Origin of the sequence: Pseudonocardia endophytica (assembly GCF_004339565.1) — a bacterium.
GTDB classification, from domain to species: Bacteria; Actinomycetota; Actinomycetes; order Mycobacteriales; family Pseudonocardiaceae; genus Pseudonocardia; species Pseudonocardia endophytica.
In genome coordinates this window covers 1007200-1020061 of record NZ_SMFZ01000001.1, presented here as the reverse complement: position 1 = coordinate 1020061, position 12862 = coordinate 1007200, and the positions used below count along the sequence as shown (strand labels likewise).

General features: G+C 74.4%; 10 protein-coding genes and 1 pseudogene. 7 read left to right on the top strand and 4 right to left on the bottom strand.

The window, feature by feature from the left end; translation table 11 throughout:
- Positions 1-87: 87 nt before the first annotated feature.
- Together EV378_RS04345 and trpD are read left to right on the top strand one after the other, a co-directional pair.
- On the top strand, positions 88-483 hold the full coding sequence (locus EV378_RS04345; protein WP_132427404.1) for a response regulator: 396 nt from the start codon (positions 88-90) through the stop codon (positions 481-483).
- Positions 484-486: 3 nt separating this feature from the next.
- On the top strand, positions 487-1542 hold the full coding sequence (gene trpD / locus EV378_RS04340) for an anthranilate phosphoribosyltransferase (RefSeq protein ID WP_341540406.1): 1056 nt from the start codon (positions 487-489) through the stop codon (positions 1540-1542).
- A 115-nt stretch (positions 1543-1657) separates the two neighbouring features.
- On the opposite strand, the gene EV378_RS04335 is transcribed toward trpD, so the two are convergent.
- Both EV378_RS04335 and EV378_RS04330 read right to left on the bottom strand, forming a co-directional pair.
- Positions 1658-1936: an Lrp/AsnC family transcriptional regulator gene (locus EV378_RS04335; RefSeq protein ID WP_132421426.1), complete on the bottom strand. Its 279-nt coding sequence runs from the start codon at positions 1934-1936 to the stop codon at positions 1658-1660.
- Positions 1937-2289: 353 nt separating this feature from the next.
- A pseudogene (locus EV378_RS04330) lies at positions 2290-4044 on the bottom strand (DEDD exonuclease domain-containing protein); the annotation flags it as partial.
- 991 nt (positions 4045-5035) lie between these two features.
- On the opposite strand from EV378_RS04330, the gene EV378_RS04325 reads away from it, so the two are divergent.
- Positions 5036-6304, top strand: coding sequence for an NYN domain-containing protein (locus tag EV378_RS04325; RefSeq protein ID WP_132427398.1), 1269 nt, complete (start codon positions 5036-5038; stop codon positions 6302-6304).
- A gap of 42 nt (positions 6305-6346) precedes the next feature.
- Here the strand turns inward: EV378_RS04325 and EV378_RS04320 are convergent, their stop codons facing one another.
- Positions 6347-6610, bottom strand: coding sequence for a hypothetical protein (locus EV378_RS04320; RefSeq protein WP_132421425.1), 264 nt, complete (start codon positions 6608-6610; stop codon positions 6347-6349).
- Between the two features lie 673 nt (positions 6611-7283).
- On the opposite strand from EV378_RS04320, the gene EV378_RS04315 reads away from it, so the two are divergent.
- Complete coding sequence (locus EV378_RS04315; protein WP_132421424.1) at positions 7284-8429, top strand: glycosyltransferase family 4 protein; 1146 nt, start codon at positions 7284-7286, stop codon at positions 8427-8429.
- A gap of 719 nt (positions 8430-9148) precedes the next feature.
- On the opposite strand, the gene EV378_RS04310 is transcribed toward EV378_RS04315, so the two are convergent.
- Positions 9149-10975, bottom strand: coding sequence for an AMP-dependent synthetase/ligase (locus EV378_RS04310; protein WP_132421423.1), 1827 nt, complete (start codon positions 10973-10975; stop codon positions 9149-9151).
- Between the two features lie 162 nt (positions 10976-11137).
- Here EV378_RS04310 and EV378_RS04305 point away from each other — a divergent pair, with 162 nt between their 5' ends.
- The 3 genes from EV378_RS04305 to EV378_RS04295 are packed head-to-tail and all read left to right on the top strand — an operon-like array spanning position 11138 to position 12843.
- A complete protein-coding gene (locus tag EV378_RS04305; protein WP_243653271.1) occupies positions 11138-11581 on the top strand; it encodes a polyketide cyclase / dehydrase and lipid transport in 444 nt (147 codons plus the stop codon).
- 11 nt (positions 11582-11592) lie between these two features.
- A complete protein-coding gene (locus EV378_RS04300; RefSeq protein ID WP_132421421.1) occupies positions 11593-12384 on the top strand; it encodes a metallophosphoesterase family protein in 792 nt (263 codons plus the stop codon).
- A gap of 21 nt (positions 12385-12405) precedes the next feature.
- Complete coding sequence (locus EV378_RS04295; RefSeq protein WP_132421420.1) at positions 12406-12843, top strand: SRPBCC family protein; 438 nt, start codon at positions 12406-12408, stop codon at positions 12841-12843.
- Positions 12844-12862 lie beyond the last annotated feature (19 nt).

The window sequence follows — 12862 nt, the reverse complement described above, 5'->3', positions numbered from 1 at the left end:
ATCCGCGCCGTGGCGAGCGCAGGGGTGAGCGGTGGCACGGCAGGCGAGATCGAGGGCGGGGACCGACGACGGCCCGCGCCGTCGACGATCCTGGTCTACAGCCACCGCCCCGAGATCCGTGAGGCGATCATCAACGCGGTCGGGCGGCGGCCGGCGCCGGATGTGGGACGCGTCGTGTTCCGCGAGGCGGGCGGCGTGGCCGAGGTGCTCGCGGCGTGCGACGCGGCCGAGGTCGACCTCGTCATCCTGGACGGCGAGGCGCAGCCCACCGGTGGCATCGGGCTGGCCCGGCAGCTGCGCGAGGAGATCGTCGACGACTGCCCGCCGATCGTGCTGACGCTCCGCCGCCGCGACGACCGGTGGCTCGGCACGTGGTCGCAGGCCGACGCCGTGCTGGTGCACCCGCTCGACCCGCTGGAGACCGCCGAGGTCGTCGCCCAGGTGCTGCGGCAGGCCCGCGCGGGCCTCGCCACCCGCGGCTGACCGGTGAGCGCTCCCGAGGCACCCACCTGGCCCGCCGTCCTCGGACGCCTGATGGGCGGCGGGGACATCGCGCTGGAGGACGCGGCCTGGGCGATGGACCAGGCGTTCTCCGGCGAGGCGAGCCCCGCCCAGCTGGCCGGGTTCCTGGTCGCACTGCGCGCCAAGGGGGAGACGGCGGCCGAGATCTCCGGCATGGCCGACGCGATGCTCGCGCACGCCCTGCGGGTGGAGGTGCCGGGGCGCGCGGTGGACGTCGTCGGGACCGGCGGCGACCAGGCGCACACGGTGAACATCTCGACGATGGCCGCGCTCGTCGTCGCGGGCGCGGGTGTGCCGGTGGTCAAGCACGGCGGCCGGGCGGCGTCGTCGCAGGCCGGCACGGCCGACGTGCTGGAGCATCTGGGCGTCGCGATCGAGCTGACCCCGGACGCCGTCGAGACCTGCGTGCGTGAGCTGGGCGTCGGCTTCTGCTTCGCCCAGGCGTTCCATCCGGCGATGCGCTACGCCGGTGGCGTGCGCCGCGAGCTGGGGGTGCCGACCGCGATGAACGTCCTCGGCCCGCTCAGCAACCCGGCCCAGCCGGACGCGGGCCTGATCGGCTGCGCGGACCGGCGGCTGGCCCCGATCATGGCCGAGGTGTTCGCCCGGCGCGGCCGGTCCGTACTGGTCGTGCGCGGCGACGACGGGCTCGACGAGCTGACGACGACGACCACGAGCTCGGTGTGGTCGACGGCAGGTGGCACCGTGCGGGAGGCGACGCTCGACCCGTCGGTGCTGGGGATCCGTCCGGCGACCCGCGAGGACCTGCGTGGCGGGACGGCGGCACACAACGCCGAGGTCGTGCGCGAGCTGCTGGCCGGCAAGCCCGGGCCGGTGCGCGACGCCGTGCTGCTCAACGCCGCCGGCGCGCTCGCCGCGTACGACGGCGTCGACGGTCCCGCCGACCTGGAGGGCGCGGTGTCCGCGGCACTCGGCCGTGCCGCCGAGGCGATCGACTCCGGTGCGTCCGCCGACCTGCTCGCCCGGTGGGCGGAGCTCTCCACCCGCCTCGCCGCCTGATATTCACCCGATCGGGTCTGCGTCCTGGGCGGCCCCGGGTGAGATGACGTCAGTTGCCCCACCGCGTGGCCGGGGGAACCACCAGCGTCATCTCACGCGGTCCGTCCGGCGCCGCTCAGTCCAGGCCCATCGAGAACGCGGCGTCGGTGTCGGCCCTGGAGTAGGACCGGAACGCGATGTGCGTGTCGGTCGCCACCACGCCCTCGATCTTGCTGAGCCGTCCGGCGATCACCTCGGCCAGCTGCTCGTGCTCGCGGACCTTGACGATCGCGACGAGGTCGACGTCTCCCGCGCAGGAGTACACCTCGGACACCCCGTCCAGGTCGGCGATCGCCTGTGCCGTCTCCGGGATCCGGTCGACGGCGGCGTGGACCAGCACGATCGCGGTGATCACGGGCTCTCCCTCTCCTCGGCCGGGTTCCGGCCGTCAGCCGGTGGCCCGCGCGAGGCTAGTGCAGAACGCGTCAGGCGCGCGGCAGCGGCGCCGTTCCGGGCCGGCTGCTGTCGGTGGGTCGACGCGGTGGGTCGACGCGGTGGGTCGACGCGGTGGGCCGACGCGGTGGGCCGACGCGGTGGGTCGCGCGGCACGGTCGTACGGATTCTGTATGCCCGGAACCGACGCGGCCCGTCGAGCGCGGCGCCCGTGGGGCGCGGCGCCCGTGGGGCGCGGCGCCCCTGGGCCGCGGCCCCGGTCGGGGCACGGCACCGGGTCGGCGCGACGGTCCACCCACCCGGGCAGGGCGGTGTCTAGCGTCGGTCTGCGCGCCGGTCGTCTCGCGCCTCGTCCGGGCCGGTGACGCCGGTCTCATGGCCCGCGGCGCGGGCGCGCTCGGCCCACTCCCGCCAGGCGCCGGCACCGTGCGCGGGTTCGGCCCACGGCGGGTCGCAGCGGACCAGGCGGGTGCCGCCCGTCGTGAGCCACCGGTGCAGCAGCCGGACCTCCTCCGGCGGAGCCCCGCGCAGCGGCCCGTCGTCGGGAAGCACGACCTGCGCACCGGTCCGCAACGACTCGACCACCGGCATCGGCCGGACCCCGCGCGGCGCGTTCCCGGCGGCGGCGAGCCTGCCGTGGCGCAGGACGGCGATCTCCCACCCGCCCCGGCCGTCCGGTCGCGCCCCGACGACCTCCTCCAGCGCGGCGAGGCCGGCCAGCGTCTGGGCCCGGTCCAGGCCGGAGACCAGGCTCCCCAGCCGGTCCCGCATCCGGGCGGCGCTCTCGTAGCGGCCCTGCTCGGCGTGCCGGTCCAGCGTGCCGGAGAGCTCGTGCAGGGCCCCGTCGTCGCGCCCACCCACGAGTGCACGCCAGCCGTCGACGGCCGGGGCGTACTCGACGGCCGACTGGAGCCCGGCGCAGGGGGCGGCACAGCACCCCAGCTCGTGCAGGGCACACGGCGTCCCGGACGGCTTCCGCGCGGAGATCCGCTGCGTGCAGCGCCGGATCGGGAGCGCGTCCAGCACGACGTCGACGGCGTCCGTCGCCACCTGCTGCGACGGGAACGGTCCGAGCGCGCCGTCGCGGGCCGCGGCGACGATCGACAGGCGGGGGAACGCCTCCGCCGTCGCGGTCACCCACCACTGCCGGCCGGGATTGCGGGAGCGACGGTTGTAGCGCGGCCGGTGCGCCGCGATCAGCCGAAGCTCGCGGATCCCGGCCTCCAGCGCGTGCGCGCAGACGACCGTGTCCACCCGTTCGGCCTGGGCCACCATGTCCCGGATGCGCCGCCGACGCTCACCGCCGGTGAAGTAGCTGCGGACGCGGCGGTGCAGGTCGCCGCTGGTGCCGACGTAGAGGACCTCGTCCCGGTCCCCGCGGAACAGGTACACGCCCGGTTTCGACGGCACGTTCTGCGCGAGCCTGCGTTTCTGCCGCTGGTGCGGGGTCGGCCGGTGCGGGCGCGCGTCGCGGACCAGCGCCAGTAGCTCTTCGAGGCTCTGGACACCGAGGTCGCCGATCCGCTCGAACAGGTGGTGCAGTACCTCGACGGTCGCCCGCGCGTCGGTCAGCGCGCGGTGGTTCGGCTCGACGGTGCAGCCGAAGTGCCGGGCCAGCGCGCCGAGACGGACGCTCGGGCACTCGTCGCGGGCGAGCACGGCGCGCGCCAGCCGGGCCGTGCAGAGGACGGGCGGCCGGGGCCACGGGCGCTCGTGCGCCGCGCACGCCGCACGCAGGAACCCGCTGTCGAACGGCGCGTTGTGCGCCACCAGCACGGACCCGGACAGGAAGTCGAGCACCGACGGCAGCACCGCGGACAGCGGGGGCGCCTGCCCGACCATCGACGTCGTGATGCCGGTCAGCGCCGTCACGTCGGCCGGGACCCGCATGCCGGGGTCGACGAGCGTCGCGAGCTCCCCGATCCTCTCGCCGCCGAGCACCTTCACGGCACCGACCTCGGTGATCCCGTCCCGTCGCGCGCTCCCGCCGGTGGTCTCCAGGTCCAGCACGACGAAGGTGACCTCCCGCAACGGCGTCCCCAGCTCGTCGAACGAGAGCTGCGGGGCCGGGCCGTGCGGCCCCGTCCGGTCAGGGGGGTGCGGTGTGGCGCGAGCCGGCGAGGGGCCGTCCGACGCGGGGCCCTGTGGTCCGGGCCGGGCGGGTCCGGTCCGCGCGGACTCGGAACGGATGGCGTCTGTGCGGCGCGGGGGAGCGGCCGACGCGGGTGGTCGTGCGGGCACGCCCGGAAGGTAGGACGGACCACCGACAGTTTCCGGCCTGCTCCGGTCTCCCGAAGCGCCCCGGTCCGCGGATCAGCGGCACGCCATGGCGTTTCGGATCCGCCCGTGGTCGCCGGAACGTGACGCTCGATCGGCCCGGGCGGTCGACCGGCCCCTCGTGGCGATCAACGGGTGAGCCGGGGTATCGATGACCCGGTCGGACGCTGCCGCGGGCGCCCCGCCCGGTGCCGACGAGCAGGACGCGCCACCCTCGCGTCAATCGATGGCCGGTGCCGGACAAGGCGGATAACCTGTCCAGATGTCGGCCGACGAGCAGCGCGCACACGGACACCCGCGTGCCGATGCGTCGCCCGACGCCACGATCCCGGGTGGTGCCGCCGACGCCGGTGGCCGCGCGATGGCTCCGTCGGGCACCGTGGGGGCGGGCGGTTCAGCCGCGACCTCGAGTTCTCCGGTCACGGCCGAGCCCGTGTCCGGCGACTCGACCGCCGCCGTGGAGGAGGCCGACCTGGGGCCCGTCGGTTCGGACGCGGTCGACGATGCCTTGGCCCCGGACGGTGCGGCAGTGGGAGCCGGTGGCCCGACGCCCGACGTCACGGCCGAGGCGGTCGGCCGCGCAGTCGATGGCGGCGCAGTCGATGGCGGCGCGTCCGACGGCGGCGCGCTCGATGGCGGCGCGTCCGATGGCGGCGCGCTCGATGGCGGCACATCCGACGACGCTGCACTCGACGGCGTGGCGGCGGATGGCGTGGCGGCGCACGACGCTGCTTCCGGTGGCGCCCACACCGAACCGGAGGTCGAGCTCGATCCCTGGACGCAGATGCCCGACCCCCTGCGCACGCGGTTGGCCGAGATCGGCGCCACGGCGTTGGGCGGCATGTCACAGGCGGACGTGCCCGCGTCGTTGCGGCGGTTCGCGCGGTTCACGCCGGCCAAGCGGGCGCGGCTCGGGGGCACGGTGCTGTGCGCCGAGCTGGAGCGCAGCGAGGTGTTCCGCACCGCCGTCGTGGCCTGGTGGACCGCCGAGCGGCCCGGCGAGCTGACCACGACGGCCGACGACCGGCTGGACGCCGCAGCAGCAGCACTGCTGACCGGTGCGCACGACGCACCTCGTCTGGTGGCGGCGGCCGAGCGGCACGGGGAGCTGGGCGAGGTACGGGCCGAACGGGACGAGGCGCTGGCGCGCGTCGACAAGCTGACGGCCGAGATGGAGCGGCTGCGCGGCGAGCTCGTCGAGGCCCGCGACCAGGCACGGACGGCCGCGCAGCACCGCGAGGCGGAGTACCAGCAGCTGCGCCGCACGGTCAGCGACCAGGGAACCAAGCTGCGTGCGGCCACCGACGCACGAACGGAGTTGGAGGAGACCGTCGCCCGCCTGCGGTCCGGCTCCGACGAGCGTGTCGACGAGGCGCGCGCCGAGTGCACGAGGTTGCAGGACGCGCTCGAGCAGGAGCGGCGCAAGTCCGAACGCGCCGCCCGCGAGGTCGCAGCCGCGCGGCAGGCCGCCCGCGAGGCCCGCCAGGGCGACGAGGTCCGGCTCAGCCTGTTGCTGGACACACTCGGCGGCGCGGTCAACGGGATGCGTCGCGAGCTGTCGCTGGGTGGGGACGGTCCACGCCCCGGCGACACGGTCCGCGGTGCGCGCGGGATCACGTCCGCCGGCGGCACACCCGTCGACGATCTCGCCTCCCTCGACTCGCTGCTCGCACTGCCGGCCGTCCACCTCGTCGTCGACGGCTACAACGTCAGCAAGACCGGGTATCCGGACCTCCCACTCGCCGATCAACGCACCCGGCTGGTCACCCAGCTCGCGGCGCTCCGCTCCCGCACCGGCATCGAGATCACCGTCGTGTTCGACGGAGCCGCCGTCGTCGCGGCCCCGCTGCACGGCACGCGCGGTGTGCGGGTGCTGTTCAGCGAACCGGACGTCCTGGCCGACGACGTCGTGCGTGACCTGGTCGCCGCGGAGCCGCGCGGCCGGCCACTGCTCGTCGCGACGTCCGACCAGGAGGTCGTGCGCTCGGTCCGCCGCCGCGGAGCGCACACCGTCCCGTCGGCCGTGCTGCTGCAGCGACTCAGAGCGGCCTGAGCTGCCGGAGCGGCCGGGGCGCCCGGGCCGTGCGAGCCGCCGTCATCCCGCGGCGCGCGCCGGCGGCGGGTCGAGCCTCTGCACCAGGCGGAGCCGGGGGATCAGGCCCTGGTCGGCCAGCACCTCCAGCGCCCGCCGTTCCGGCTCGGCCAGCTCGAGCGGCTCCTCGCGGAACGTCGGCTCCGGCAGGTCGACCGGAAGGTAGGGGACCGGCCGGTCCTCCTCCGGCGTGCGGAGCAGCACACCGATGACGCAGTCGCCGCAGGCGATGTTCCGGACCTCGCAGCGGTCGCAGTCGATGAGCACGTCGCGCCTCCTATCTCGTCGATCCCGTTCTGCCGCGCACGGTAGGGCCACCCACCGACAAAACCGCGTCGTCGCAGCTCACAGGCAGGAGATCGGGTCGTTCAGGATTCCTTCGAAATCTCTCGTTGCCGATCCGTAACCGCCGGTACCCCGCGCTCGTTCACCTGAACAGCACGGTCCTCTCACCGGGAGTCGTCGTCGAGTGGTCCCGACCACCCGTACGGCCCAGCGAACGGCGAGAGGCGCGGACAGTCCGCTCCCCAACGATCGGGCGGTGGCCGGCCCTCCCCGACGCGCTCCGGCGCGTGTGGCGCGGCCACCGCCCCGGTCGGCTCCCGGGAGCCCGAACAGATCGTCCGGAGGCCGGGCGTCACCGTCCGCTCCGGATGGTGCGGTCCCGCACTCTCCGTGCCGTGCGCCCCTGGCCGGTACCGTCCGCTCCGGATGGTGCGGTCCCGCACTCTCCGTGCCGTGCACCCATGGCCGGTACCGTCCGCTCCGGATGGTGCGGTCCCGCACTCTCCGTGCCGTGCACCCATGGCCGGTACCGTCCGCTCCGGATGGTGCGGCCCCGCACTCTCCGTGCCGTGCACCCATGGCCGGTACCGTCCGCTCCGGATGGTGCGGCCCCGCACTCTCCGTGCCGTGCACCCATGGCCGGTACCGTCCGCCCGTGGCCCGCACTCTCCTGGTGACGAACGACTTCCCGCCGCGCACCGGGGGCATCCAGAACTACCTGCACGCGCTCGCCGGCGATCTCCCCGCCGACGAGCTCGTCGTCTACGCACCCGCCTGGCGCGGCGCCGAGGAGTTCGACCGCGCCCAGCCGTACCCCGTCGTGCGGCACCCCACGTCGTTGATGATCCCGGTCCCGGACGTCGCCCGCCGGGCCGTCGCGATCGCCCGCGAGCACGGTGCGCGGTCGGCCTGGTTCGGCGCGGCCGCGCCACTCGCACTGCTCGGCCCGGTGCTGCGACGGCGGGCCGGGATCGAGCGCGTCGTCGCCAGCACGCACGGCCACGAGGTCGGCTGGTCGATGCTGCCCGGCGCGCGTTCGGCGCTGCGCCGGATCGGCGACGACGCGGACGTGCTGACCGTCGTCTCCCGGTACACCCGCTCGCGGTTCGCGTCCGCGTTCGGCCCGCAGGCCGCGCTGGAACACCTGCCGCCCGGCGTCGACACCGCGCGGTTCGCCCCGGACCCGCAGGCACGCAAGGAGATCCGTGAGAGGTACGGCCTGGGTGACGCGGCGGTCGTCGGATGCGTGTCCCGGCTGGTGCCGCGCAAGGGGCAGGACACGCTGATCGAGGTCCTTCCCGCGCTGCGCGAGCGGGTGCCCGGCGCCCGGTTGCTGCTCGTCGGCGGCGGTCCGTACCGCGAGCGCCTGCAGCGGCTGGCGCAGCGCCACGGCGTCGGGGACCACGTCGTGATCACCGGCGGCGTCCCGCCGGACGAGCTGGCCGCGCATCACGCCGCGGCCGACGTGTTCGCTCTGCCCTGCCGGACCCGCGGCGGAGGGTTGGACGTCGAGGGGCTCGGCATCGTCGCGCTGGAGGCGGCGGCGTGCGGGCTCCCGGTCGTCGTCGGCGACTCCGGAGGGGCCCCGGAGACCGTCGACGAGGGCCGGACCGGTTTCGTCGTCGGTGGTCGTGACCCGGTGGCGCTGACCGACCGCCTGGCCGGCCTGCTGTCCGACCCGGACCGTGCGGCGCGGATGGGCGAGGCCGGCCGGGACCGGATCGTCCGCAACTGGAGCGGCCCGGCCCAGGCCGAACGCCTGCTCGGCTTCCTGCACGGAACCGCGCCGGCCCGGACCTGACGAGGCCCCGGTCGTCGCCGTCCCGTCCGCCGGCCCGGGCCTGCGCACCCCGGGCTGGCGTGCGGCACCCCGGGCTGGCGTGCGGCACCCCGGGCTGGCGTGCGGCACCCCGGGCTGGCGTGCGGCACCCCGGGCTGGCGTGCGGCACCCCGGGCTGGCGTGCGGCACCCCGGGCTGGCGTGCGGCACCCCGGGCTGGCGTGCGGCACCCCGGGCTGGCGTGCGGCACCCCGGGCTGGCGTGCGGCACCCCGCGCTGGCGTGCGCACCCCGCGCTGCAGGTGCGACACGCCGGCCGAGGGTGCGGCAGCCGCGACGGGGTGTGCGGCGTACCGGAGCCGGGGTGCGGCGAGATGTGCCGGTCGAGTCGATGCCGGCTGCCCGACGGCCGCGGCGCCGGGCGGGTGATCGCTGTTCCGGCGTCGTTTCGGCCGACAATGGCCGGTCGTGCGCCGGGTCGGCGATCGTGGCGGGCCGGATCCCGCCCGCGGGCGGGGCCGTTGCGGGGCGGTGGTCGGCCGTGATCGCCGTTCCGGTGTCGTTGCGGCCGTCGGTGGCCGGTCCCCACCGGATCGGCGATCATGCCGGCGAGATGGCCGCGAGGTGGACCGCTCCGACGCGATGATCGGCGGTCGCGTCCGGATGGTGGCCGTATACGGCCACCATCCGGACGCTGCCGCCGATCACGGCCGACGCGCCGAGGACGACGGCGCGTCGGGCGTCAGCTCTTCTGCGACGCCGTCTCGTACACGGCCTCGATGTCCGCCGCGTAGTTCTGCACGACGACGTTCCGCTTGACCTTCAGCGTCGGCGTCATCTCACCGCTGGCCTCGCTGAAGTCGTGCGGCAGGATCCGGAACTTGCGGATCTGCTCGGCCCGCGAGACGGCCTGGTTGGCCTCCTCGACCGCCGCCGCGATCTCACCGCGCAGCTCCGGGTCGTCGACGAGGTCGCCCGCGTCGGCACCGTCGCCCGCCGGCTTGCCGTTGCGCTCGCGCCAGCCCGGCAGGGCCTCCGGGTCGATGGTGACCAGCGCCGCGATGAACGGCTTCTGGTCACCCACGACCAGGCACTGCCCGACGAGCGGGTGCGCCCGCAGCCGGTCCTCGAGCACGGCCGGGGCGACGTTCTTGCCGCCCGCGGTGACGATCAGCTCCTTCTTCCGCCCGGTGATCTTCAGGAAGCCCGCGTCGTCGAGCTCCCCGATGTCGCCGGAGTGGAACCAGCCGTCCTCGATCGCCTCCGAGCTGGCCGAGGCGTTGTTCCAGTAGCCGCGGAACACGATGTCGCCGGAGAGCATGATCTCCCCGTCCTCGGCGATCCGGACCGCGCAGCCCGGCACCGGCTTACCCACCGTCCCGATCTTCTGGTGAGCAAGAGTGTTGATCGTGATCCCGGCCGAGGTCTCGGTGAGCCCGTAGCCCTCCAGCACCGGCAGGCCGATGCCGCGGAAGAAATGGCCGAGACGATCGCCGAGCGGCGCGCTTCCGGACACGGCCGCGTTCACGTTGCCGCCGGTGGCGGCGCGCAGCTTGCCGTAGACGAGCTTGTCGAACAGCGCGTGCCTGGCCTTGAGCAGCAGACCGGGGCCGCCCTCGTCGAGCGCCCTGCTGTACGCGATCGCCGTGTCCGCGGCCGCGTCGAAGATCTTGCCCTTGCCCTCGTTGTGGGCCTTGAGGCGCGCGCCGTTGTAGACCTTCTCGAACACCCGCGGCACGGCGAGCAGGAACGACGGCTTGAACTCGCCGAGGTCCGACAGCAGGTTCTTCACGTCCGGGGTGTGGCCGACGATCGTGCGGGTGTTCATCGCGCCGCACTGGATCGCCTTGCCGAACACGTGCGCGAGCGGCAGGAACAGCAGCACCGAGCCGCCCTCGGTGAGCAGCTCCGGGAACACCGAGTTGATCGTGCGGACCTCGGCGATCATGTTCCGGTGGGTGAGCTCGCAGCCCTTGGGCCGTCCGGTGGTGCCCGAGGTGTAGATCAGGGTGCACAGGTCGTCGCTGCGCACCGCCTGGCGGCGGGCGTCGACGTCGGCGTCCGGTACGTCCGAGCCGAGCGCGGTGAGCTGCTCGACCGCGCCGGGCCCGGCATCGGTGTCGATCTGAAAGATCGTGCGCAGGCCGGTCAGCTCGGCGCGCACCTTCTCCACGGACTTCGCGTGCTCGTCGGTCTCCACCACGATCCCGACCGCTCCGGAGTCGGACACGATCCACGCGATCTGGTCCGGCGAGGACGTCTCGTAGATCGGCACGGTCACCGCGCCAGCGGCGAGGATCGCGTAGTCGACGAGCGACCACTCGTAGCGCGTGCGGGACAGGACCGCGACCCGGTCCCCGGCCTGGACGCCGCTGGCGACCAGCCCGGCGGCGACCCGGGTGACCTCCGCGGCGAACGCGGACGCGGACACGTCGTTCCACCGGCCCGCGGCGTCACGGCGGCGGTAGACCACCGCGTCGGGGTGCTCCGCCGCGTTCACGAACACGGCGTCGGCGAGATTCTCCTGATCACCGACGGACACCACAGCGGGAACGCTGTACTCACGCACGGACTCGACCTCCTGGCGATCGTCGGCAGGTTACTTGGCAGTCAAGTTACCTGTCCGGACCCCGCCACGGCAGGGACCCGTGGAAATCCGGTCGTTTCGGACATCACCGTTGTTACACACGGGGCCGGAGCAGCGATGACGGCCATGCGGGAAGCTGGGCGGATGCCCGCCATCGACGTCGTCGACGAGACGTTCCTGGCCGTGCCCCGCGAGCGCGTCGCCACCGTGTTCGCCGATCCGGCCGCGTGGTCCCGGTTCTGGCCCGACCTGGACGTCGAGCTGATGACCGACCGCGGCGCGCAGGGTGTCCGCTGGACCGTCGTCGGCGAGCGCGTCGGCACCATGGAGGTGTGGCTGGAGCAGGTGCTCGACGGCACCGTCCTGCACTACTTCCTGCGCGTCGACCCGGCAGGGCGGGACCGGCGCCGGACCCGCGCCGAGATCCGTCGCGACGCCAGGGCCGACCGCGACGAGGGCCGCAGGCGCCAGCGCGACGCCAAGCGGATCGCGTTCGCCCTCAAACGCGATCTCGAGGGCGGACGTCCGGCCGGTGAGCCGCCCGAGCACCGGGAGAAGCGCCAGCGGAACGAGAATCGGCACGGGTAACGTCAGCGCCGATGCGTCTGCACGTGGTCTCCGACGTCCACGGGAACGACCGCGCACTGGCCCGCGCCGCGGACGGCGCCGACGGGCTGATCGTGCTCGGCGACCTCCTGGAGTTCGTCGACTACCGGAACCCCGAGCTGGGGATCATGGGACGGCTGCTCGGTGCCGAGGTCACGGCCGCGTTCACCCGGCTGCGCGGGTCCGGCGAGCGGGCCGCGATGGTCGAGCTGCTCGAGGACGCCTGGTCGCGCTTCGACAACCCACGCGAGGTCGTGCGTGAGGAGGTCGCCGCGCACTACGCCCGCACGTTCGCCGTGCTGGACAAGTTCGACGTGCCGGTGTGGGCGATCCCCGGCAACGTCGACATGCCGGAGATCTGGCCCACCGACACGTCGGTGTCGCTGGTGGACAACTCCGTCGACGTCATCGACGGCCTGCGCTTCGGTTTCGTGGGCGGCGTCCCGCTGCCGCCCGGGATGCCGGCGCGCAACTCCGGCCCGTGGCAGCCGCACTTCATCGTCGACGAGGAGTTCGACGCGACCGTCTCGGCGCTCGGGCCGGTGGACGTGCTGTGCAGCCACGCGCCACCCGGCGTGCCGGACCTGGCCTACGACGTCGTCGCCCGCCGCCGCGAGGGCGCCAGCCCGGCCCTGCGGAACCGCATCGCCGTCGACCGCCCGTCGCACTCCCTGTTCGGGCACGTGCACCAGCCGCTGGCGCAGCGCAGGCGGGTGGGGGACACGGAGTGCGTGAACGTCGGCCACTTCCGGCTGACCGAGCAGCCCTACGTGCTGCGATGGTGAGCACCGGATAGCCTCCCCGGCATGGCCGACGCGACCTCCTCCTCCATCACCATCTCCGCGCCGCCGGACCAGGTGATGGCGGTGATCGCCGACTTCGAGTCGTACCCCGAGTGGGCCGACCAGGTCCGCGACGTCGAGGTGCTCGACGCCGGCACCGGCGGCCGCGCCGGCCGCGTCAAGTTCTCGATGGACGCCGGCGCGATCAAGGACACGTACACGTTGGACTACGACTGGGCCGCCGACGACCGCTCGGTGTCCTGGAACCTCGTCAAGGGCGGCATCCAGAAGGCCCAGGACGGGTCCTACGAGCTCGTCGCGGACGGCGGGGCGACCACCGTGACGTACAAGCTCTCGGTGGAGGTCAACTTCCCGATGATCGGGATGCTCCGACGCAAGGCCGAGAAAGTGATCATCGACACGGCGTTGAAGGGGCTCAAGCGGCGCGTCGAGAAGGGGTGACGGCCCGGCGGGTCCCGAT

Bases quoted from the DNA above. Each gene is read 5' to 3' on its own strand.
- EV378_RS04300 (WP_132421421.1), top strand. From the start codon at position 11,593: ATGCGTCTGCACGTGGTCTCCGACGTCCACGGGAACGACCGCGCACTG.
- EV378_RS04325 (WP_132427398.1), top strand. From the start codon at position 5,036: ATGCCCGACCCCCTGCGCACGCGGTTGGCCGAGATCGGCGCCACGGCG.
- EV378_RS04295 (WP_132421420.1), top strand. From the start codon at position 12,406: ATGGCCGACGCGACCTCCTCCTCCATCACCATCTCCGCGCCGCCGGAC.
- EV378_RS04305 (WP_243653271.1), top strand. From the start codon at position 11,138: ATGCCCGCCATCGACGTCGTCGACGAGACGTTCCTGGCCGTGCCCCGC.